19 protein-coding genes and 1 riboswitch are annotated in these 22,831 nt (G+C 54.7%); of the genes, 11 read left to right on the top strand and 8 right to left on the bottom strand.

The window, feature by feature from the left end:
- Positions 1-906, bottom strand: coding sequence for a lysophospholipid acyltransferase family protein (locus RKA07_RS11110; protein ID WP_200371785.1), 906 nt, complete (start codon positions 904-906; stop codon positions 1-3).
- On the bottom strand, positions 903-2,318 hold the full coding sequence (locus RKA07_RS11105; protein WP_310966353.1) for a mannose-1-phosphate guanylyltransferase/mannose-6-phosphate isomerase: 1,416 nt from the start codon (positions 2,316-2,318) through the stop codon (positions 903-905). The genes RKA07_RS11110 and RKA07_RS11105 overlap by 4 nt, the downstream gene beginning before the upstream one ends.
- Positions 2,319-2,448: 130 nt before the next feature.
- On the opposite strand from RKA07_RS11105, the gene RKA07_RS11100 reads away from it, so the two are divergent.
- Positions 2,449-3,270, top strand: a complete 822-nt coding sequence (locus RKA07_RS11100) for a glycosyltransferase family 2 protein (protein ID WP_310966352.1) — start codon at positions 2,449-2,451, stop codon at positions 3,268-3,270.
- A 34-nt stretch (positions 3,271-3,304) separates the two neighbouring features.
- Here the strand turns inward: RKA07_RS11100 and RKA07_RS11095 are convergent, their stop codons facing one another.
- The 3 genes from RKA07_RS11095 to lpxL are packed head-to-tail and all read right to left on the bottom strand — an operon-like array spanning position 3,305 to position 6,328.
- Positions 3,305-4,420 carry a glycosyltransferase family 4 protein gene (locus tag RKA07_RS11095; protein WP_310966351.1) on the bottom strand — a complete coding sequence of 372 codons (1,116 nt, stop codon included), beginning with the start codon at positions 4,418-4,420 and terminating at the stop codon, positions 3,305-3,307.
- Entirely contained in the window at positions 4,417-5,394 is a 978-nt protein-coding gene (locus RKA07_RS11090) for a mitochondrial fission ELM1 family protein (RefSeq protein WP_310966350.1), read from the bottom strand. The genes RKA07_RS11095 and RKA07_RS11090 overlap by 4 nt, the downstream gene beginning before the upstream one ends.
- Complete coding sequence (gene lpxL, locus RKA07_RS11085; protein ID WP_200371780.1) at positions 5,381-6,328, bottom strand: LpxL/LpxP family Kdo(2)-lipid IV(A) lauroyl/palmitoleoyl acyltransferase; 948 nt, start codon at positions 6,326-6,328, stop codon at positions 5,381-5,383. Before lpxL ends, RKA07_RS11090 begins: the two co-directional genes overlap by 14 nt.
- A gap of 122 nt (positions 6,329-6,450) precedes the next feature.
- Here lpxL and waaA point away from each other — a divergent pair, with 122 nt between their 5' ends.
- Positions 6,451-7,704 carry a lipid IV(A) 3-deoxy-D-manno-octulosonic acid transferase gene (gene waaA, locus RKA07_RS11080; protein ID WP_310966349.1) on the top strand — a complete coding sequence of 418 codons (1,254 nt, stop codon included), beginning with the start codon at positions 6,451-6,453 and terminating at the stop codon, positions 7,702-7,704.
- Positions 7,705-7,793: 89 nt separating this feature from the next.
- Here the strand turns inward: waaA and RKA07_RS11075 are convergent, their stop codons facing one another.
- Positions 7,794-9,155, bottom strand: a complete 1,362-nt coding sequence (locus RKA07_RS11075; protein WP_200371778.1) for a TolC family outer membrane protein — start codon at positions 9,153-9,155, stop codon at positions 7,794-7,796.
- A 206-nt stretch (positions 9,156-9,361) separates the two neighbouring features.
- Positions 9,362-9,478, top strand: a riboswitch (TPP riboswitch).
- Positions 9,479-9,568: 90 nt separating this feature from the next.
- On the opposite strand from RKA07_RS11075, the gene thiC reads away from it, so the two are divergent.
- From thiC to cpdA, 4 genes are all read left to right on the top strand, one after another.
- Entirely contained in the window at positions 9,569-11,446 is a 1,878-nt protein-coding gene (thiC, locus tag RKA07_RS11070; RefSeq protein WP_200371777.1) for a phosphomethylpyrimidine synthase ThiC, read from the top strand.
- 260 nt (positions 11,447-11,706) lie between these two features.
- Positions 11,707-12,321, top strand: coding sequence for an NUDIX domain-containing protein (locus RKA07_RS11065; RefSeq protein ID WP_200204867.1), 615 nt, complete (start codon positions 11,707-11,709; stop codon positions 12,319-12,321).
- Positions 12,322-12,323: 2 nt separating this feature from the next.
- Entirely contained in the window at positions 12,324-12,809 is a 486-nt protein-coding gene (locus tag RKA07_RS11060) for a DUF1249 domain-containing protein (RefSeq protein WP_200204866.1), read from the top strand.
- Positions 12,810-13,040: 231 nt separating this feature from the next.
- Positions 13,041-13,847 carry a 3',5'-cyclic-AMP phosphodiesterase gene (gene cpdA / locus RKA07_RS11055; protein WP_200204865.1) on the top strand — a complete coding sequence of 269 codons (807 nt, stop codon included), beginning with the start codon at positions 13,041-13,043 and terminating at the stop codon, positions 13,845-13,847.
- Here cpdA and metE read toward each other — a convergent pair.
- Complete coding sequence (gene metE, locus RKA07_RS11050; RefSeq protein ID WP_310966347.1) at positions 13,841-16,162, bottom strand: 5-methyltetrahydropteroyltriglutamate--homocysteine S-methyltransferase; 2,322 nt, start codon at positions 16,160-16,162, stop codon at positions 13,841-13,843. The two genes, cpdA and metE, sit on opposite strands and share 7 nt — an antisense overlap.
- Positions 16,163-16,284: 122 nt before the next feature.
- On the opposite strand from metE, the gene RKA07_RS11045 reads away from it, so the two are divergent.
- The 3 genes from RKA07_RS11045 to RKA07_RS11035 all read left to right on the top strand — a co-directional run bounded on the left by RKA07_RS11045 (position 16,285) and on the right by RKA07_RS11035 (position 19,034).
- Entirely contained in the window at positions 16,285-17,175 is an 891-nt protein-coding gene (locus tag RKA07_RS11045) for a LysR family transcriptional regulator (RefSeq protein WP_200204863.1), read from the top strand.
- Positions 17,176-17,219: 44 nt separating this feature from the next.
- Positions 17,220-17,612: a glycine cleavage system protein GcvH gene (gene gcvH, locus RKA07_RS11040; RefSeq protein WP_200371775.1), complete on the top strand. Its 393-nt coding sequence runs from the start codon at positions 17,220-17,222 to the stop codon at positions 17,610-17,612.
- A gap of 225 nt (positions 17,613-17,837) precedes the next feature.
- The gene (locus tag RKA07_RS11035; RefSeq protein ID WP_200371774.1) at positions 17,838-19,034 is read left to right on the top strand and encodes a class I SAM-dependent rRNA methyltransferase; all 1,197 of its coding nucleotides are present in this window, start codon (positions 17,838-17,840) and stop codon (positions 19,032-19,034) included.
- 64 nt (positions 19,035-19,098) lie between these two features.
- On the opposite strand, the gene RKA07_RS11030 is transcribed toward RKA07_RS11035, so the two are convergent.
- A complete protein-coding gene (locus tag RKA07_RS11030) occupies positions 19,099-19,755 on the bottom strand; it encodes a histidinol-phosphatase (RefSeq protein ID WP_200371773.1) in 657 nt (218 codons plus the stop codon).
- Positions 19,756-19,928: 173 nt separating this feature from the next.
- Between RKA07_RS11030 and RKA07_RS11025 the strand changes: the two genes are divergently transcribed.
- Together RKA07_RS11025 and ptsP are read left to right on the top strand one after the other, a co-directional pair.
- A complete protein-coding gene (locus RKA07_RS11025) occupies positions 19,929-20,459 on the top strand; it encodes an RNA pyrophosphohydrolase (RefSeq protein WP_200204859.1) in 531 nt (176 codons plus the stop codon).
- Positions 20,460-20,474: 15 nt separating this feature from the next.
- A complete protein-coding gene (ptsP, locus tag RKA07_RS11020) occupies positions 20,475-22,781 on the top strand; it encodes a phosphoenolpyruvate--protein phosphotransferase (protein WP_310966346.1) in 2,307 nt (768 codons plus the stop codon).
- Positions 22,782-22,831 lie beyond the last annotated feature (50 nt).

Genomic DNA, 22,831 nt, shown 5'->3' with positions numbered 1-22,831 from the left:
TCAGCACACCCGGTCCGGATTATAGGGGTTGATTTCACCTGGTGGCCGGTGCCGCATGCGTTTGTATTCCCATTGATACTGCCCGGGAATATCCCGAATACACTGTTCAACTGACTGGTTCAGGGCGGTTGTTGCTGCCACGGAATCCTTGCTGTCGAGGCCCGGTTCGGTTTTGCGTACTACAATCCGGAAGCCCTGTGCGTTTTCTAACCGTTCGGCGTAGGTGATCAAAACCTTGGCTCCGGTTCGTTGCATAAGCTTGGAGACCAGAGTCATGGTTTTGACTTCCATACCAAAAAATGGGGCAAAGGCATTACCTTTGCCACGCGGGGATTGGTCCGGAAGGATGCCCGCCACACCGCCCTCCCGGAGAATCGTTCCCAGCCTTACAAGACCCCGCCTGTCGCCTCGCACGAGTTCGGAGCCAAGCCGGCCGCGTACACGGATCATGTAGTCCTCGAATTCCGGCATGTTGGGCGGGCTATATAGAGCAGCCATTTTGTAACGGGATGAGAAAAACAGTCCCGCTAACTCCCAGCTGCCAAGGTGCGGGGCTAGAAGGATCAGGCCGCTACCGTCAGCCATTGCCTCGTCAATCAGCTCGAGGCCTTCTGTTTCACGAACCAGATCAAGGCATTTTTCAACCGGCCACTCCCACATTAAAGGAATTTCCAGCATCGTCATGCCTGTGCTGATCAGTGATTCCTTCGCAAGGTCTGCTCGCTCTGTTGGCGAGAGCTCCGGGAGACAAATTGAGAGGTTTATCTCCGTAACTTCACGAGTCTTGAGCTGCAACTTCCACATAAGCAAGCCGATAAACTTGCCAATCCGTTGGGCGCTTGCCAGAGAAAGCTTGCCGGCGATGCGCAGGAGACCTGCAACAAAAAGATATTTCAGCTTATTCATTTTCTGCCATACCGGTCTTCGTACCTGACGATATCATCCTCACCAAGATAAGAACCCGACTGCACCTCAATCAACTCCAGGTTGATAACTCCCGGGTTTTCCAATGAGTGTACCTGTCCTATCGGTATGTAAGTGGACTGGTTTTCAGTCACGAGGTATGTTTTTTCACCGTTTGTTACGCGTGCTGTCCCGCTGACAACAATCCAGTGCTCAGCGCGATGATGGTGCATTTGAACCGATAGCTTCGCGCCGGGCTTTACTGTGATCCGCTTTACCTGGTAACGCGGCCCGCTGTCTATGGAGTCGTATACACCCCAGGGACGGTAAACCTCGCGGTGATTCATGTGCTCATGTCGGCCATCGTTTCGGATCTGCTCAACCACCGCTTTTACGTCCTGTACTTTGTCTTTGTGAGCAACAAGAATGGCATCGTTGGTCTCAATAATGACAAGATCATCAACGCCAATTGCCGCTACCAGCCGGCTGTCTGCGCGAACCAGAGTGTTGCTGGTTTGGTGGGCGATTACATCGCCGCTGAGGCTGTTGCCATTGGCGTCTTTTTCACTGACATCCCACAGCGCTGACCAGGAGCCTATGTCACTCCATCCGGCGTCCAAAGAAACAACCACAGCATGGTTCGTTTTTTCCATGACTGCATAGTCAACAGATTCAGAGGGGCAGTTTGCAAAAAGTTCCGGGCTTACCCGAACAAAGTGAAGATCTTCGCTGGTATCAGCCATCGCAGCGCGACAGGCTGATAAAATGTCAGGGCGGTGCAGCTCCAGTTCTGCCAGGTATTGCTTGGCGCCAAACAGAAACATGCCACTGTTCCAGAGGTATTCTCCAGATTCAAGATAGGTTTTTGCGGTCTCAAGATCGGGCTTTTCCACAAAACCGTCAACGGAGTAACAGTCAGTCGCCAACTCGGTACTGCGATGGATATAGCCGTATCCGGTTTCAGGTTGGTGCGGGATGATGCCAAATGTCACAAGTTTGCCTTGTTTTGCCAAAGGCACAGCCTTTTTCACACCATCCTGGAAAGCTTCGACGTCTGTAATCAGGTGGTCGGCAGCAAGTACCAACATCAGAGGGTCTTCGCTCCCGGCGCTTTCGCACAATTGAAGCGCCGCCAGGGCAATGGCAGGCGCGGTATTGCGACCACAAGGCTCAAGGATAATACAGCTATCTTCGTGGCCGGACTGCCGCATTTGTTCTGCAGCCAGAAAGCGATGCTCTTCGTTGCAAATCAGGAGCGGGTTTTGTGTGTCCATGCCGTCAAGCCGGGCCACGGTCGATTGCAGCATCGAGAGTGGGCTGTCGGTCAGCTTGAGAAACTGCTTCGGGTTCAGCTGTCGTGACAACGGCCAAAGTCGCGAGCCGGTACCGCCAGCCATAATGACGGGATGAATCATGGGTTTGCTCCGGGCTTGAGTTTGTGAAAGCTATAGAAAAGCGCCAACCTGAAGCGAAATACTTTACCATATTGATACCGTAATAATGACCGGTCAATGGCTTTAGTCGGCCGCTTTAATGCCAGGAATCATGATGAAACTACCGTTGTCTGTTTACTATATTACTCAGAACGAGGAGTTGCGGCTCCCGGAGTCACTGGCAAAAGTGATGGGTTGGGCTGATGAAATACTAGTTGTGGACTCTGGAAGTACTGATAAAACCAGAGAAATTGTGGAATCTTCAGGGGCCCGGTTTGTGCACAACGATTGGGAGGGGTTTGCCAGCCAGAAGGCCTATGCTGCAAGCCTTTGTCGCAACGACTGGGTGCTTGATCTGGATGCCGATGAAGTATTGTCTGATGAGTTAGTGGCGAACATTCGGGGCTTGTTTGAAAAGCCGATTCCGGATGATGTTGCAGGGTTCAAGATGCGCTGGGTGCTGTCCCCACCTCTGCAAGGCCACCCGTTCAGATACGAAAGAAGTAAGAAGATTCTTCGTTTATACAACCGAACCAGAGCAGCGATAGAGGCTGAGAAGGATAGCAATAACGATCGCCCGCAGGTTAAGGTGGGCAAGGTGCTTGAATTGAAAGGAGATGTTCTTCACCGAACGCTCGTTTCATTAGAGCAGATTGAGAAAAAATACAGCCAGCTTTCATCGGAACAGGCGCGGTTTTTGGTTGCAAAAGGCCGGAAAATTCCAAGTGCGCGGCTGTTTGCAGAGTTCCCACTCAAGTTCCTTAAGTATTACCTGGTTCGTGGGCAATTCCGAAATGGATGGTTTGGATTAAGTGTTGCGATTACCGCCGCGAACAGAAACTTTATGAGGCTGGCCAAGGCAAAGGAGATGCAAATGCTGGCGGAGCTGGAAGGTGGGGCTGAACATAAAAACCAGGCCAAGGGCCCGCAGTGACGCTTGCCTGACACATGTATCTGCCAGATAATTTTCAAAAGGTGGAAGCGGCTTTGCCAAGAACCTTCCGGTAAACCTCCAGTGTCGACTCTGTTTGCGCCTGCAGCCGAAACCGGTATGGAATCTCAATGTGCGGGGCGTTGTCACCGAGCAATCTGATAGCTACCTGGGCAAACTCCTGAATGTTATCAGGGGTTACAAGCCCGTCGCGAAAGCATGCCTGCAGCGTTTCAGCTGCACCACCACGGTTAAACGCAACCACGGGCGTGCCGGAGGAAAGTGCTTCGGTAACAGTGCGGCCGAAGGGTTCGGGCTTTGTCGACATATGACAGACCAGGTCGGCAAGCAGATATAGCTCCGCCATATCATCCCGCTGCCCAAGGAAGCTGACTTTGTCAGTAAGCCCGAGCTTTGTGCGATGTCGTTCCAGTTCCTGCAGGAAGCGCTCTTTCCCGGGTTCTGCACCGCCAACAATGATGCCGTGGCAGTCTGGTTTTTCGCGGGTGATTTCAGCCATAGCCTCAAGAAACTGCAGCTGGCCTTTCCACCGGGAAATGCGCCCGGGCATCATGAGAATATGTTTGTTCTCAAGTTGTGGGAATTGGGTAAACAGAGATTGTCGCCATGTTTCACTCAGTGTTTGTTGCTGAAAGTAATCCACATCCACTCCGCGCTGTATCACAGTGAGCTTTTGCTCGGGAACCTGGTAGTTGTGGGTGATGTAGTTGCGTACACAGTTTGATACTGCGATCACGTGATCGGATTTTGCCATGATGGCGCTGTACGGGTTTACGGAATACATGCCGTGGAAAGTCGACACAATGGCTGGCTGCTGGCTGGCAGGCAGCCCCTTACACGCAAGGCGCACGATCCAGGCGGGCATGCGTGAGCGTACGTGAATAATGTCTGGCTGAAGCTCCCGAATCAGGTTACGCATGGGGCGAATTTGCCCAAAGGATGCAGGTGACTTGCGATGAATGGGCATTCTGATGTGGGTTGTGCCTTGCTCTTCAAGACGTTTCACCAGAGGCCCGCCGTTTGATACAACCCAGGATTCGCAGTTGTGGCGAACAAGATCCGCCGCAAACTCGACGGTTCCCCGTTCTACACCGCCACTGTATAGAGCCGGTAGTGCCTGGAGAATTCTCAAGGAGTCATCCCTTTTACTCTTTTCTGCTTTTCGCTGGCAGGTGTCAGCCAGCGTTTAATCACCCATAGAGCCGCCCGGTCAGCCTCCCAGAGAGGTTTTCCCTGACCAGTTTTACCGCCCATCACGGTTGCATGATCACTCCAGCGCGCTACATGGCCAGCCTCAACCAATTGTTGCACGCCGCTGGCTACACGGCTTCCGGAACGCTCGGGGAGTTGGAACAACCCGGTTGGTACCCCGGATGTGGCAGCTTCACATACCATGGACATGCTGTCAGGGGTTACCCAGATAGCCCGGGATGCCGCTACACTGTGGCTTAACCAGTCTTCATGGGTCCTGTCAGGGTCTGCCACGGTAATCTTGAGGCCGGCCAGCTCATTTAGTCGTTCCCTGAGAGCTCCAGGCGTTCGTCTTGAGCTGCTGATGGTCCAGCGCCATTCAGGATACTCTCCGATCAGATGAGTGACCTGCCCGAAAACCACGTCATCGTCCCAGTCGTAATGGGGTGATGGGCCACCGAGTAACAAAAGGGCTTCGGGTTTATCCGTAATTCTGGCCAGGGGTGTGACCGTGTTGATAACACCGTCAGTAATCAGTGTGTCCCGGTTTTGAGCAATGCCGTCATGGGCGGGAATTATAGCGCCGTCGATCCAGTTGCGCGGGAATCCGGGCTTCATGATGACCAGAGTTTTGGCATTCTTGAGCCGTCGCAAAGAAAGCAGCAGTTTGTGGGTGCCCGCACCTGCAGCAATGATCAGGTCCGGGTGGGGGAGCGATCTGCCCAGCCCGGGCGGTATTGCCAGCAGCGCTCGCCACAAGGGTGTGCGTGTGTCGGGAGCGTCGATCCAGTACAGACTGGCCCCGGCTTTCACCCGTAGTCGGTTGCCAAGCCCCTTTAGTTGATTTCGGTGCCCGGGCTTGTTGTCTGTGAGCAGCCATATTACAGGTGCCGCCGACGTGCTATTTGCCGCCATAAAAACCTGGGTCGTTTATATCTGGCCGCGTTTTGAAGCGGCGGTGCATCCAGAGATACTGATCGGGTGCGCGCCGGATCTCGCGCTCAATAATCTGATTGATTGCCGTCGCATCCTGCATGTCGTCGCCGCTTGGGAAGGGGTCCAGCGGCGGGTGAAAGTATATGTCATAGCCAGGCTTGTCCTGCCGTCGAAAATGGCTGAATGGAACCACTTTACACTGGCTGCGTGCAGCTATACGAGATGTGGCTGTGATAGTACCAGTTGGTATACCAAAGAACGGCGCGAAAACAATATCTTTGCGGCCATAATCCTGGTCTGTGGCGTACCACACAGTCCGATTCTTTTTCAGGCTGCGGAATAGCCCACGAAGATCCCGGGCGCCCAGGACTGTCTCGTAGCGACGTTCCCTTGCCCGGGTCATAACGGCGTTCATCAGTGGGTTGTTGTGATCCCTCTGCATCACATCTGCCTCAATGTACTCGGTAACCAGGCTGCCTCCAAGGTCCAGGGTGCTGTAGTGGCCGCCCAGCAACAATACACCCTTACCTTCGGCCAGCGCATTGTCCAGATGCTCCTTGCCATGAACCTCTGTTATACCCGTAAGCTTTGCCGGATTCCGGAACCAGGCTATACCCAGCTCCATGAGGCCTATTCCGTTTGCGATAAAACTGTTACGAACCAGTGCACCTTGCTGCGCCTGCGTCAGTTCAGGAAAACACAGGCGTATATTAACCTCGGTGATATGTCGCCGCCTCTTGACAAAGCGCCACGCCAGAAGCCCAATGCATTTGCCAAGCCACCACTGAAAACGGATGGGAAGCTGGGCTGCACACCACATAACAGCAATTCCGATCCAGGTTGGCCACCAACGCGGGTGGCGATAGGCTGCGTAGTCTGTATTGCGCGCCTGTTTACGGTGTTTCTTCTTCACTTGAAATCTGTCCTGCTAGCTCAGTGGGTTGCGGCTATGGCTATGTTGCCCGGCAGTGTCAGTCGGAAGCAACTGGTCAGGCTTTGCGATATGATACCGCACTGTTTTGGGGAGAGTCCTGCGTGCTTCAATTTATCTATTCACAGCTTATACGATTGGCGCTGCCGTTTATTCTTATCCGGTTGTGGTGGCAGGGCCGTCAAGCGCCTGAGCTGCGCATCAACTGGCGGCAGCGGTTGGGTTTTGTTCCCCATGCCAGCGGCACTGTTGTCTGGGTTCATGCTGTGTCGGTAGGCGAAACCATTGCCGCTGCGCCCATGGTGCGGCGGCTGCTCGCCCGCAATCCCGATATAACAATCCTGTTAACCGCCATGACAGACACAGGTCAGACGCAGGCCATGAAAATGTTTGGGGACCAGGTTCAGTATGCATACGCACCTTATGACACCCCCGGTGCCATTCGCCGGTTTCTGAACCGTGTTAACCCCAGAATACTGGTGATTATGGAAACGGAGATATGGCCGAACATGATTCGCCAGAGCCGGTCTCGCGGGGTCCCTGTTTTTCTTATCAACGCCCGGCTGTCGGAGCGCTCAGCGCTGGGCTATGAACGTGTAAAGCGACTGGTAGCACCGATTGTGCGCAGCATCAGCTGGGTTGCAGCCCAAGCTGAAAAAGATGCAGAGCGCTTTCGAAGAATAGGTGTCGCCGCGTCCAAAGTTGCGGTTACAGGCAGCGTCAAATTTGATGTGGATATACCTGACTCAGTGCGCGCGGCGTCAGGGCAGCTAAAGAGCAGCCTTTCAGGTCGCCCCGTGTGGATTGCCGGAAGTACCCATGAAGGCGAAGACGCCCAGTTGCTGGCGGCACATAAGCAGTTGTTGCAGCATCAGCCCGATGCGCTGTTGATTATTGTGCCCCGCCACCCGGAGCGGTTTGAGTCAGTAGCGGAACTCATTGGCCGACAGGAATTCTCTCTGGCGCGGCGCTCTTCAGGTGACGACCCCTCCAGCGCGCAGGTATACCTGGGCGACACCATGGGCGAGCTGATGATGCTCTACGGAGCCAGTGATGTGGCTTTTGTGGGCGGCTCGTTGATAGAGCGTGGCGGTCACAATCCTCTGGAACCGGCGGGCTGGGGAATTCCTGTTATTTCTGGGCACAACGTATTCAATTTTGAAACTATCTATGATCGGTTGCTTGATGATGGTGGCGTAACCATGGTCAGGGATGGAGATGAGGTGTTTCGACAGCTGCTCGCCCTGTTCACTGATGTTGAGGAGCGTCAAGCCAGGGGGCAACGTGCATTGTCGGTGGTAAATAAGAACAAGGGTGCGCTGGATAGGGTGGTTGACGGAATTATCGAGTGGGTTTGAGTTGGGTTGGTGTAGGGGGGGGCAGTAAACGTTGGGTGGGGAGGAATGTGCTCCCCACCGCGCTTTCATCCGGATTTTAGCCTCGCAAACTAGCGTGTCGGGTCTTTCAGGGTCTGTTTGTCGTTGGCCAGAGCCTCAATTCCCGGTGCACTGGCGCTAAGCCAATTGTTCAATTCAATAAGATCTCTAGGGCTAAGGGTGCCGGCAGCCTGCTTTAACCGGAGGGTATTCGTAACATAGTCGTAGCGAGCATTGGCGTAATCATTAAGAGCCACGTAGTAAGCGCGCTCTGCATCCAGTACCTCAACTATGTTGCGGGTGCCCACGTCATACCCCGCGCGGGTCGCGTCCAGTGCGCTGCGGCGGGAAATAATCGTTTGCTCCAGGGCGGATGCAGTCTCTACGTTGTTGTTTACAGTCAGGTACAGGCTGCGCGTGCTCACTCTTACATCGCGGCGGGTCGTGTTCAGATCCTCCTGAGCTACTGTAACCAGCGAACGCTGCTGTCTAACACCAGCTTGAGTTCCGCCGCCCATATATAATGGTATATTCAGCTCAAGGCCGATAACACCTTGGGTCCCTTCCTGTTGCGGAAGCTTGTTGCCATCGAGTTCATTTTTTCCGTAGGAGGCGATCAGATCTAGCGTTGGCATATGGCCAGATTTTGCGACGTCTAAATTGGATTCGCTTGAATCCAGTACTGACATAGCAGCTTGTATTGCCCAGTTCTGTTCAAGAGCCGTCATTTCCCATGCGGATGGGTCTTGCGGTTCTGGTTGACCCAGAGGGAAGCTCTGACGCAAGTTTTGCAGGTCTTCAGAATATTCGCCTGTAAACCGGGCCAGTTGCTCCCGGGCGATGTTCGTCTGGTTTTCTGCTGCAATCCGGATACTTCTGGCATCGTCGTAGCTGGCGCGCGCTTCATAAACTTCTGTGATAGCTATCAGGCCAACATCAAAACGCTCTTGTGCCTGTTCGTATTGCCGGCGAATGGCGGCTTCGCCTGCTCTTGCGGTTGTAACAGTGTCTTGCGCCCGCAATACGTTGAAATAGGCAGTGGCAACATCCAGAATCAGCTGCTGCTGTGCCAGATTGTATTGAGCTTGGGCTGCTGCGGTTTGGAATTTGCTGGAATCATAACGAAACCAGTTGTCTGCTCGGAATACCGGTTGGGTGAGGCGCACACCGTAGTTAAGAGATTTGTAACTGTCCCCCACGCCGTTTTTGGCGTCAAAATCCGTATGATTTCCTTGCGCATAGGCTCCAATCTGGGGCAGCAGGGTACTCTTGCTTATATCACTGGCCGCCTGCTGGGATTCGAATCTGGCTTGAGCAGCCGCGATCCCGGAGTCGTAAGAGAGTGCTTTCTCATAGGTCTCAACCAGGTCCAGGGAAAGGGCAGGCTGAGCCGCCAAGAGGCCAATAAGTCCGGAAAGCAATCGTTTCTTCATTATTACTCCTGAGTACATGTGCGCGCCGGCGCCCAGTTGGGGGCGCTGAAAAAGGATACCGGATTGCCCGCGATGACATGGAGGCAACATCAGTAATGGCATGGTTAAGCAAGCCGACTGAAACAATCTTCCCATTATGGACAATAATTGCGCTCAGCTCTACACTTGCAAACAACACTCACTTTGAGTGCTACAGATTAAAGACTCGCGTCTTGACGGGGTGCTGGCTGTTTGACTTGTTCAGATAGTCGGCTGAGATTGCATCGCAGAACCCGCGACCTGATCCGGATAATACCGGCGTAGGGATTGAGACCAAGCTATCGAAGAGCCAGTGCTACCCGAGAACCACGTGGGTAGGGGCTCTCTCCGTCATGCGCGACCCGAATTCCAAAGTAATATTCCGGGAGCGAATGATGACAGATCTGCCTACCTACCTCAGTGATTCCGCCCGCGTCGATTCCGCCGCGATACAGCCCTTGCCGGGGTCGCGCAAAGTATACGTGCAGGGTAGCCGTTCCGACCTGCGGGTGCCTATGCGGGAAATCACCGTGCAGGACACACCCACAGAAATGGGTGGCGAGAAAAACCCACCGGTTGTGGTGTACGACACCTCCGGCATATACACAGACCCTGAAGCCACCATCGATCTGCGCAAAGGCCTTCCCGCCATCCGCGCGGCCTGGATAGCGGAGCGTGAAGATACGGCTCCCTTGGCAGGCTACACCTCGGAATACACCCGTCGCAGAATGAAAGATCCGCAGCTGGACCCGCTCCGTTTTATGGATGAGCGCAAGCCGCTGAGGGCGCTGGGCAATAAAAACGTGACCCAGATGCACTACGCCCGCAAAGGCATCATTACGCCGGAGATGGAATTCATCGCCATACGGGAAAACATGAAGCTGCAGGAAGCTCGTGAGCAAGGCTTGGCCGATGATCAGCACCCCGGCCAATCGTTCGGCGCCAGCATCCCAAAGGAAATTACCCCCGAATTTGTGCGCAGCGAAGTTGCCCGGGGCAGGGCCATCATCCCCGCGAACATTAACCACCCTGAATCCGAGCCCATGATTATCGGCCGAAATTTCCTGGTGAAAATCAACGGCAACATCGGCAACTCAGCGGTTACCTCGTCTATTGAAGAAGAAGTAGAGAAACTCACCTGGGGCATCCGCTGGGGTTCCGATACCATCATGGACCTTTCCACCGGCAAGAACATTCACGAAACCCGCGAATGGCTGATCCGCAACTCACCGGTGCCGGTCGGCACAGTGCCCATCTATCAGGCGCTGGAAAAAGTAGGCGGTGTCGCTGAAGACCTCACTTGGGAAATCTTCCGGGATACATTGATTGAGCAAGCAGAGCAGGGCGTGGACTACTTCACCATCCACGCAGGTGTGCGTTTGCATCACGTTCCCATGACCGCCAAACGCACCACCGGCATTGTCTCCCGTGGCGGCTCCATCATGGCCAAATGGTGCCTGGCCCATCACAAGGAAAGCTTCCTGTACGAACACTTCGAAGACATCTGCGAAATCATGAAAGCCTACGATGTCTCCTTCAGCCTCGGCGACGGCCTGCGCCCCGGCTCCATAGCCGACGCCAACGACGCAGCCCAGTTCGGCGAACTGGAAACCCTGGGCGAACTCACCAAAATCGCCTGGAAGCACGACGTACAATGCATGATCGAAGGCCCCGGCCACGTACCCATGCACCTGGTAAAAGAGAACATGGACAAGCAGCTGGAGTGCTGTGACGAAGCGCCCTTTTATACCCTCGGGCCATTGGTCACCGACATTGCCCCTGGCTACGACCACATAACCTCCGGCATCGGCGCTGCCATGATCGGCTGGTTTGGCTGTGCCATGCTCTGCTACGTCACCCCCAAAGAGCACTTGGGTTTACCAAATAAAGACGACGTAAAAACCGGCATCATCACCTACAAAATCGCCGCCCACGCCGCCGACCTGGCAAAAGGCCATCCCGGCGCCCAAATCCGCGACAACGCCCTATCCAAAGCCCGGTTCGAATTCCGCTGGGAAGACCAGTTCAACCTCGGTTTGGACCCGGACACAGCCCGCGCCTTCCATGACGAAACCCTGCCCAAGGAATCCGCCAAAGTGGCCCACTTCTGCTCCATGTGCGGCCCGAAATTCTGCTCCATGAAAATCTCCCAGGAAGTTCGCGATTATGCAGCCGAACACGGCATTGATGAGATTTCAGCCGTGGATGCAGGCATGAAGGAAAAGTCCCGGGAGTTCGTGGAGTCAGGGAGTAAGCTATACGATAAAGTGTAAGTTCTTAGCCTGATTAGCTGGCTGGGCGCGATCCAGCCAGCTAATTACTGTCAGCGTATTACTGTGATGCACGGGGCAGTTGTGGGAGAACGCTTCCCAAAACTGTGCGAAGCCATGGATGGCGTAGCCAAGCGTACAGGGACGTATTCACAGCGTGTTTTGGGAAGCGTTCTCCCACAACTGTCTTGCACCCAAGCAGGCTTGCAATAAACAACACCAACCGGCTATCGTGCAAAACCGATTTCAAAACAGAGTAAAGCATGACCAAGCCGTTCCAGTTCAAAGCCAGTGATGTCAAAGTTGAAAAACGCGAAATCGTCTTCCAGGGCTTCTTTCGCATGGACAAGCTGTGCCTGACTCACCCGCGCTTTGATGGCCGGAACATGCCGCAGTTTACCCGCGAGCTTTTCATTCGTGGCGATGCCACCTGCGTGCTTCCCTACGACCCCGAACGGGACGAAGTGGTACTGCTGGAACAATTCCGCCTGGGCGCTTTGGGGCGAGACCAATCCCCCTGGTTGCTGGAACTGGTCGCTGGAATGAACGAAGAAGGCGAGAGCAGCGAAGAAGTCGCCCAAAGAGAGGCTGAAGAAGAAGCCGGCCTCAGCTTCAGCAAACTCGAAAAAATCTGTGATTACCTGGTGTCGCCAGGTGGCACTACAGAAATGGTGTACCTGTATTGCGGCAAAGTCAGCACCGAATCCGCAGGCGGCCTGTTCGGACTGGAAGAGGAAAGCGAAGACATCCGTGCCCATGTGGTTTCAGCAGACGAAGCCATAGCGATGATCAGCGACGGCCGCATCAACAATGCAGCAGCAATCATTGCCATACAATGGCTGCAGATCAATCGTGCCAGACTGCGGGCAGGGTGGTAGCCATGAATGAATGGGCAATGAAACCCAAGCGCTACGTGCCCGACCTGCGGCAGCTTGGAGCCCTGTGTGAGGGTAACTACCACCGCATTGAAAGATTACGCCAACTGAGAGCAGGTGATCAGCCCGTCTGCGACATTGAGTTGCACCGGGAAAGCGAATATTTGGGCCGGGTTCGAATCAAGGTGCTGCAAACCGCCCGATATACCGAAACCCTCTTGCTCGAACAAATACACAATAGTGGTCGCTGGCTTAACAATCCGCAGATGACCGTGCGTGTATACCACGATGCAGTTATGGCAGAGGTCATAAGTTGTTATCGCGACACGCAGATTGCGCCGGTCAACGATTATCCTAACCGTTTTATGCACCACCCGGATGAAAAGACGCAGGTTAATGGGTTCCTGGCCGACTGGCTGGAATACTGTCTGAGATTCGGCCACCTGCCTCTTGAACATGCGGCATGGACGACCCGGCAGGGTGTCGACTAAGAGTTTTTGCGCCTGGCTGCCAGTAAATCAGGTGCTGTGAAAGGCGAATAGAGTTGGCAAATCGCGCAATATTTTGCCTGCGTTAGGCCAGAATGTGACATCGGTTCCAATAGCAAGTGATAAATTCGGTAGCTTACAACGTACACTTGCCCTCAGATCATGGGAGCCTGTGTAACGTGGTAGCCCGTAAATCTGTTACTCATTGACGGCAGCAAACAGACCAATAGCATCATGACCTCAAAGGAAACCGCCCGGCCACTTCGGGTACTGCAGCTAACGGATCCACACCTTATGGCCAGTGCTGATGGCGCGCTGCTTGGTGTTAATACCCGCGACAGCCTCAATGCAGTCATAGCTGAAGTGCTTGCTTCGCACGGGCAGCCGGATCTGATTCTTGCCACTGGCGATCTTGCTCAGGATGGATCGGAAGAAGCTTATTGTGCGCTAGGCGAGAGTTTTACTGCTTTTAACTGTGCATCAGCCTGGATTGCCGGTAATCACGACAAGGTTCCCTCCCTGAAAGAAGTTGCCGCTCGCTACGGCGCAAACCGTCGTCACCTTGTGCAGGGCGGCTGGCAGTTTATTCTTCTGGATTCGTCCGTACCGGGTAAAGTGCATGGGGAGCTCGCGGAATCCGAGTTGGGTTTTTTAGTACAGATGCTGGAGCAGAATCCGGATGTGCCGACCCTTGTAACCCTGCACCATCACCCCGTTGATATTGATACCGATTGGATGGCCGATATTGGGCTGAGAAACCGTGAAGAGTTCTGGCAGTTGATTGACAGGTTCCCGCAAGTAAAAATTGTGTTGTGGGGCCACATTCACCAGACCTTTGAGCAGCAAAGAAACGGCGTGCACTTGTTGGCTACGCCGTCCACCTGCATTCAATTTACCTCCGGCTCACGCAAGTTCTCTGTAGATGACCTGGCGCCCGGGTATCGTTGGTTTGAGCTCCAGGCTTCCGGCGACTTCACTACGGAGGTCTGCCGGGCCCGGAGTTTCGAGTTTGAGCTGGATCAGAACAGCACCGGTTACTGAGCCGCTTCTGCCAGCTCCTGCTCTGCAACGTCACTTTCTGCGTTTTGTCCGCGAAGCTCTCGTGCTGCTGCCACCATTGCTTCCAGAGCAGGTATGACTTCCTCCCAGCGGCGGGTTTTCAGGCCGCAATCCGGGTTGACCCACAAACGCTCTGCCGGAATCCTCTCTGCGGCTTTGCTCATCAAATCGGTTACTTGTGCCACTCGCGGAATGTTCGGGGAGTGGATGTCGTAAACCCCTGGCCCTATGTCGTTGGGATACTCAAAGCCCTTGAACGCATCCAGCAGCTCCATGGCAGAGCGTGATGTTTCGATGGTGATCACGTCGGCATCCATGCGGGCAATGGCCCCGATGATATCGTTGAACTCCGAGTAGCACATGTGAGTATGAATCTGAGTGTCATCCTGCACGCCATTAGCACTGATGCGGAAGGCTTCGATAGCCCACTCCAGATAGGTATTCCAGTCTGACTGGCGCAGTGGCAAGCCTTCACGCAAGGCGGCTTCATCAATCTGGATAATCCCTACCCCGGCTTTTTCCAGATCCTGAACTTCTTCACGTACGGCCAGCGCTAACTGCAGGCAGGTGTCCTTGCGTGGCTGGTCATCCCGCACGAACGACCAGTTCAAAATGGTAACCGGGCCGGTGAGCATGCCTTTCATGGGCTTGTCGGTCAGGGACTGGGCGTATTTGGTCCAGTCTAGGGTCATGGCATTGGGGCGGGTGATGTCACCAAACAGGATGGGTGGTTTCACGCATCGTGAGCCATAGGACTGCACCCAGCCAAACCGGCTGAACACGTAGCCTTCCAGCTGTTCGCCAAAATACTCCACCATGTCGTTGCGTTCAGCTTCGCCGTGCACCAGCACGTCCAGGCCTAGCGCTTCCTGTTGCTCAACACAGTAAGCAATTTCTTCATGAATCCGCGCGGTGTAGTCCTGCTGGCTCAGGTTGCCTTGGCGGAACTCTTTGCGAACCGCGCGTATTTCCGGCGTTTGCGGGAAGGAACCAATGGTGGTCGTCGGATAGGCGGGTAGCTTGAATCGTTCCTGCTGCAGCTTGGACCGTGTGCTGAACGGGCTCTTGCGCTGGCCATGCTCAGGCGTAATGGCTGACAGGGCTTCCGCAACCGCGGGGTTGTGTACTCTTGAGGACTGGCGGCGACTCTCGATGGCGTTCTGATTGGCGGCCAGTTCTTTGGCTACGGCTTCTCGACCTTCATCAAGAGCCTTCGCCAGAGTGTTTAACTCCTGCAGTTTCTGCCGGGCAAAAGCCAGCCAGTTGCGCACTTCGGCATCCAGCGTGGTTTCACTTTCCAGATCAACCGGTACATGCAGAAGAGAGCAGGAAGGCGCCAGCCAAAGACGCTCGCCCAGCTTTTCCTTCAGCGGCTCCAGAAGATCCAGAGTAGCATTCAGGTCGGTTTTCCAGATGTTTCGGCCGTTGATAACACCGAGGGACAGCACCTTGTGAGCTGGCAGCCAGTCGGCCAGTCGCGCAACTTCGTTTTGTGCGCTGATAGCGTCCAAGTGAATGCCTGCCACAGGCAGTTCGCAGGCAAGTTGCAGGTTTTCCCTTAGCTCGCCAAAATAAGTGGTCAACAGCAGTTTTACCGGAGCGGTTTTCAGTTCGTGGTACGCGAGAATGAAAGCATGCTTCCAGTCGGCATCCAGCTCGGTAACCAGTGCCGGCTCATCAATCTGCACCCATTCAGCACCCGCATCCGCGAGCTTCGCCAGTAACTCGGTGTAGACCGGCAGCAGCTTGTCGAGCAGTTTCAAGCGATCAGATTCATCTTTGGCTTTTCCCAACCATAGATAGGTAACCGGGCCGATGATGACAGGCTTGGTGTTTACACCCTGAGCGCGGGCTTCCGCCAGTTGCACCAGTATGCGATCAGCGTTCAGGCTGAAATTCGTATCGGCACTGAACTCCGGCACTATGTAGTGATAGTTGGTATCAAACCACTTGGTCATTTCGCCCGCATGGACGCTGCAGCAGGCACTGTCGCTTGGGGAGCGGCCCCGGGCCACACGAAAATACTCGTCCAGCGGTGAACCTTCATGGGCGCTTGCCCGCTCCGGCAAATTGCCAAGTGTCGCGCTCATGTCCAGCACCTGATCGTAAAGCGAAAAATCGCCTACGGGCGCCAGGGAAAGATCGGCCTGCTCTTGCCAGTTTTGCGAACGCAACCCGGCGGCGGTTTCCTGCAGCGCCTGTTCGGAGGAGGTGCCATTCCAAAGTGCTTCCAAGGCGAATTTAAGTTCCCGGCGCGCGCCGATGCGCGGATAGCCGAGGTTGTGCGTAATGGTCATCTGAAACTCCTGAATCTGTGTTTAGTGAGGCGTTGATAGGAGTTGCCAGATTAGCGTTCCGGGTCAATGAAAAATAATGGTATTATTTCAGGGTTCCATTAATTCCATTCATGGATTGCCGAATGATTGAACGTAACCATCTGGAAGTTCTTCGAGCTGTTGAAACAGAAGGCTCCTTGACAGCAGCCGCCAGCCGCCTTCACCTTACCCAGTCCGCGCTTAGCCACTCCGTACGCAAACTGGAGCAGCAGTTGGGAACCCCGCTTTGGCTGCGAGAAGGCAGGCAACTTCGATTGACCCAAGCCGGCAGCCACTTGTTGGCACTGGCTAATCGCCTGTTACCTCAATTTGAGCATGCGGAAATGCTCATCGGCCAGTTCGCCAGAGGGCAGGCGGGCACCCTGCGTATCGGAATGGAGTGCCATCCCTGCTATCAATGGCTGCTAAAAGTTGTTGGCCCCTACCTTGAGCAGTGGCCATCGGTGGATGTAGACGTAAAGCAGAAATTCCAATTCGGTGGTATTGGCGCTCTTTTTGGCCACGACATCGACATGCTGGTCACTCCCGACCCGCTGCACAGGCCGGGGTTAGTGTTTGAGCCTGTGTTTGATTACGAGCAGGTGCTGGTGGTTGCCGCTACCCACCGCCTGGCAGGCAAGCCTTGGGCAGAAGCGGTGGATCTGGAATCGGAAACCTTGATTACCTATCCCGTGGCGATAGAGCGGCTGGATGTTTTCAACCACATACTGGTGCCCGCAAACATGCGCCCCGCACGCCACAAAACCATTGAGACCACAGACATCATGCTGCAAATGGTCGCCGCCGGCCGTGGCGTAGCGGCGCTACCCCGATGGCTGGTCACGGAATACAGCGACCGGCTGGGCATTGTTCCGGTAAAACTGGGCAAAGAAGGCATATCCAAACAGATATTCCTGGGCTGCCGCGAGCGAGATGTGGGCGTGCAATATCTCGATTCCTTCATGAAGCTGGCACGAGAGGTTCGCTGGCGCTAAGGTTTCGGTTACACTGCCCAAAATTTTTGTCAGGAATTACCCTTATGAGTGAAACACCTTCTGATCTCAAATACATCGACACCCACCAGTGGGTGCGCGTACACGCTGACGGCACTGCAACCGTTGGCATAACCGACTTCGCCCAAGAGCAACTGGGTGACGTGGTTTATATCGGTGTTCCGGAAGTTGGCGAAACAGTCACCGGCGGCGAAGAAGCTGGCGTGGCCGAATCTGTGAAGTCCGCATCCGATGTGTTCAGCCCGGTAACAGGTGAGGTTCTTGAAGTTAACGAAAGCCTTGAAGACGAGCCAGAGAAGGTCAACGAAGATCCGTACGGCGATGGCTGGATGTTCAAGGTAAAGCTTGCTGATAAAAGTGAGCTTGATGGACTGATGGATGCAGATGCCTACGCCGAGCATGTAGCGGCCGCCGAGTAATTATTGGCACTGGTTCGAAAGCAGTTATAGGCACCTCCAGTGTCGAAGCAGTCGGGGCGCAGCTCCCAAAACTGTGCGGAGCCATGGATGGCGGAGCCAAGCGTACACGGACGTATTCACAGCGTGTTTTGGGAGCTGCGCCCCGACTGCGCCCCCAGCTCATGTGTCGTAGACCGCAGTTAATGTATAATCCCGCCCTGATTTTCTTCCCCCAAGGTGGCAGCAATGAATTTCCCGGTTTTATATCTACGCAAAGGCGCGGAGCGCAGGCTTCGGGCTGGCCACCTGTGGGTTTACAGCAACGAAGTCGACATCCAGAGATCACCACTGACACAGTTTGAAGCCGGCACCCAGGCTGAGCTGCGTGCGTCCAACGACAAACCTCTCGGTGTGATTTTCGTAAATCCTCATGCTCTTATTTGCGGCCGACTCATCAGCCGGGACGCGGCACAAGGTATGACCCCGAACCGATTGACTCAGCGCATGGAAACAGCGCTGGCATTGCGGGACAGGTTGTTTGATAAGCCCTTCTACCGCTGGGTATTCGGCGACAGCGACGGCCTGTCCGGGCTGGTTATCGATCGCTTTGGCGATACGGTTGTCGTCCAGATATCCACCGCTGGCATGGAGCTGATGAAAGAATCTATAGTCCGTGCGGTTCAGCGGTTGGCGCACCCGAAAGCCATCATCCTGAAAAACGATGGCAAGATGCGCAGCGTTGAAGGGCTGAACTCATACGTTGAGCAGGCCCATGGCCCGGAAGCGACACTGCTTGAAGTGGAAGAAAACGGCGTGCGCTTCGAAGTGCCCCTGGAGGGCGGTCAAAAAACCGGTTGGTTTTACGATCACCGTATGAATCGTCTGCGCCTGCAGGCCTACGCGCCGGGTAAACGGGTGCTGGATGTGTTCAGTTATGTAGGCGGTTGGGGTATTCAGGCGGCATGCGCCGGTGCCGCCCAGGTTACCTGTGTGGACAGTTCTTCTGGTGCTATTGATTCGGTACATCACAACGCCAAGCTGAATGGCCTTGATAATGTTGAAACCATCGAAGGCGATGCGTTTGATGCGTTGAAAGCGCTGGCGGAAGAGAAGGAAAAGTACGATATCGTTGTGCTGGACCCGCCCGCGCTTATTCCCCGCCGTCGGGATCAGAAAGCTGGCGAGCAGGCCTATGCGCGGTTGAATCAGCTTGGGCTGAGGCTGCTGGAGCGGGACGGAATTCTTGTTTCTGCTTCGTGTTCCATGCATCTCTCGCAGGAAAAGCTGGTAGATATCATTCGCGGCAGTGGCCGCAAGATCGATCGCTTCGTGCAGTTGCTGGAGCAGGGGCATCAGGCGCCGGACCACCCGATTATTCCAGGCATTCCAGAGACCGACTACATCAAGTCCTGCTTCGTACGATCCCTTACCGGTTTTATGTGATCCCCTGGTTGAGCCCGCCCTCCAATAAAACAAGGAGGCGGGCTCAACGCGCAGTTAGCGGGGCTCAGTCGCGAAGCGTCATAACACTCCAGCCTTTGTTCCTCGCAAATTCTTCCAGCTTTGGATCCGGGTCAACGGCAACCGGATTGTCCACCTTTTCCAGCAGTGGCAAATCGTTGTGTGAGTCGCTGTAGAACCAGGCGCCGTCCAGGCTTCTGTTGTGAGCGTTCAGCCAGTCGTTTAGACGAGTGACCTTGCCTCCCTGAAAGCTGGGGACGCCTGCAATTTCACCGGTGTAACGTCCATTGACCAACTCAGGTTCGGTGGCGATCAGGTGGTCAATACCCAGCACGGCTGCAATGGGCTCGGTCACAAACCGGTTGGTGGCTGTGATAATCATCAGCGTATGGCCCTGCTCCCGGTGGCTGTTCAACAGTTCACTGGCTTTTTCTTGCAGCATGGGGCGCACTTTCTTGTCCATGAACACATCTCGCCACGCCAGTAGTTCACTCATGTTGTGTGCTGACAAAGGTTGAAGCGCAAACCTGAGGTAATTCAGGATGTCCATTTCGCCATTCAGGTATTCCTGATAAAAGCGGTCGTTAGCTTGGCGATAGGTCTCTGCATCAACGATGCCTTCTTCTACAAGAAACTCGCCCCAAGCGTGGTCGCTGTCGCCAGCGAGCAGGGTATTGTCGAGATCAAAAATTGCGAGCGTCAAACGTTTACCTCCAGAGGCATAGGGCTTGCGAAAAGCGGTATGTTACCACGGGTACCCTGAGTGCGGCTGCGTTTGCCGAAGTCTTGGGATTCTGTAAGAATGAGCGCAACTTGGAAAAAATCCGGCCGGTACATATCTCACCGGCCTGCCGACTCTATCAAGAGGACTGTACCGTGATCGATTCAGACGGTTTCAGACCCAATGTCGGAATCATTCTGGCCAACCACCGGGGAGAGGTTCTCTGGGCGAGGCGAATAGGACAGGACTCCTGGCAGTTTCCTCAAGGCGGGATAAATCACGAAGAATCGCCGGAAGAAGCGCTATACCGGGAGCTCGGAGAGGAAGTTGGCCTGGGCGCCAATGATGTCGAAATCATCAGTTGCACCCGGGGCTGGCTGAGGTACCGTCTTCCCCGAAGGATGGTGCGGCACAACTCGCACCCCGTCTGCGTGGGTCAAAAACAGAAATGGTTCCTGCTGAGGATGTTATCACCCGATGCACAAGTGCGCGTTGATGGTACGGATTCACCGGAATTTGATGGCTGGCAGTGGGTAAGCTACTGGTATCCGTTGGGTCAGGTGGTGTCCTTCAAGCGTGAAGTGTACCGACGTGCGCTGAGAGAACTTGCGCCAAGACTGTTCTACAACATGGAGCAGTGGCACCGGAGCGAGCACAACCGGCGTTTAAAGGAACAGGCGAAATGACGGACTGACACACCCATGCTGAGCATTCTGCGAAGTCTTGTACAAGAGGTAAACAGCGCCCGGGATCTCTCGGAAGCGTTGGGTATTATCGTGTCGCGTGTGCAGAAAGCCATGAACACCGAGGTCTGTTCTGTCTACTTGCTGGATCCGGTGTCCAATCGCTACATTTTGATGGCCACCGAAGGCCTGTACCTGAAAGCCGTAGGCAAAGTGAGCCTTGCGCACTCAGAAGGCCTGGTGGGCCTTGTCGGTTCCCGGGAAGAACCAATCAATCTTGAAGATGCACCTTCCCACCCCCGTTATCGTTATTTTCCCGAAACTGGTGAAGAGCGTTTCCGCTCCTTCCTCGGTGTCCCCATTATTCACCATCGCCGTGTGCTTGGGGTTCTCGTAGTCCAGCAGCGCGAGAGTTCCCGGTGCTTTGATGAGGGTGAAGAAGCGTTTCTGGTCACGGTTTCAGCTCAGCTTGCGGGCGTTATAGCCCACAGTGAGGCGACCGGCGCCATCAGCGGTCTCTCTCTCACCGGCGAAGAGACCCGAGATGTCAGCTTTAATGGTGTTCCGGGCGCGCCCGGAGTGGCAATTGGTCATGGTGTTGTGGTGTACCCCGCAGCTGATCTGGACGTGGTTCCCGATAAGCCTGCAGAAGATATTGAGCTGGAACTGGAGCTGTTCCGGTCGGCAGTGCAATCGGTGTGCGAAGACATTGGCCAGGTCGCCAAGCGGCTCACTTCACGGCTTCGTCCGGAAGAGTTGGCACTGTTTGACGTATATCTCCGCATGCTGGGCGATGAAGCATTGCCCGGGGAAGTTAATAATCGTATTCGGGAAGGAAACTGGGCTCAGGGTGCCCTCAAACAGGTGGTTCAGCACTACGTTCGTCATTTCGAAATGATGGATGACCACTACCTTCAGGAAAGGGCGGTCGATGTCCGCGACCTTGGTCGCCGTCTGCTTTCCTACCTGCAGGAGGGCGATCAAAAGGACCTGAACTACCCCGAACGCACGGTTCTCGTCAGTGAAGAGCTGACGCCTGCCATGCTGGGAGAGGTGCCCCGGGGCCAGCTGGTGGGCCTTGTTTCCGTCAAAGGTTCCAGCAACTCCCATGTGGCCATTCTCGCCCGCGCAATGGGTGTGCCCACCGTTATGGGGCTTGTGGATATTCCGGTGAATCAGCTCGATGGTCGGGAGCTGATTGTTGATGGTTTTGAGGGGCAGATTTTTGCTTCTCCGTCGTCAGACCTCAGGGCGTTTTTTCAAACCATCTGCGAGGAAGAGGCTGAACTCGATCGGGGGCTGGAAGCGCTTCGCGATAAACCCTGTATAACCACCGATGGCCATCGTGTGCCCCTGCTGGTGAATACCGGGCTGATGACGGATGTAGTGCGTTCCTTGTCGCACGGCGCCGAAGGCATAGGGCTTTATCGCACCGAAGTGCCTTTCATGATCAAGGACCGCTTTCCATCGGAGCAGGAGCAGCGACAGTATTACCGGGAACAGCTGGAAGCCTTTGCACCCAACCCGGTAACCATGCGTACTCTGGATATCGGTGGTGACAAGGCGCTGACCTATTTCCCGATTGAGGAAGAGAACCCGTTCCTGGGTTGGCGCGGTATTCGGGTAACTCTGGACCATCCGGAAATATTTCTGGTTCAGGTGCGAGCCATGCTCAAAGCAAGTGAGGGCCTGAACAATCTGCAGATCATGTTACCCATGATCAGCAATATTTCTGAGGTAGAAGAGTCTCTGCACCTGATTTACCGGGTATATCACGAGGTGCGAGAGGAAGGTTTTAACATTCACATGCCCAAAGTGGGTGTGATGGTGGAAATACCGGCCGCGGTATACCAGGTTCGTGAATTGGCTGATCGTGTGGACTTTCTCTCGGTGGGCTCAAATGATCTGACCCAGTATCTGCTAGCGGTCGACCGTAACAACCCTCGGGTTGCTCAGCTATACCATTCCTATCATCCCGCTGTTTTGCAGGCGTTGGTGCGGATTGCCCAGGATGCCCATGCGGTCGGCAAGCCAGTGGGTATCTGCGGCGAGCTGGCGGGAGATCCCGGTGGCGCATTGTTGTTGATGGCTATGGGCTACGATTCCCTTTCCATGAACGCCGCCAGCCTGCCAAAAGTGAAATCCGTGATTCGCAGCGTCAGCCGGGAATGGGCGGTAAAGCTCTTGAAAGACGTGCTGTTGCTGGACTCTCCTCACGTGATCAAGAGTTGTGTGGATCTTGCGCTTCGCGATGCGGGCTTTGGTCGGTATCTCCGGCCGGGAATCTCTACGAGCGCTGCTCTTGTGGAACAGGCCGCCTCTTGAGCTTGTCATATCAGGCAGTCGCTCAAATATAGGGTGCGTGCTCTAAACCG

This window comes from Marinobacter xiaoshiensis (genome assembly GCF_031631795.1).
In the GTDB taxonomy this organism is placed as follows: domain Bacteria; phylum Pseudomonadota; class Gammaproteobacteria; order Pseudomonadales; family Oleiphilaceae; genus Marinobacter; species Marinobacter xiaoshiensis.
Note: the sequence above shows the minus strand (reverse complement) of the source record. Positions and strands in the feature narration are given on the sequence as shown.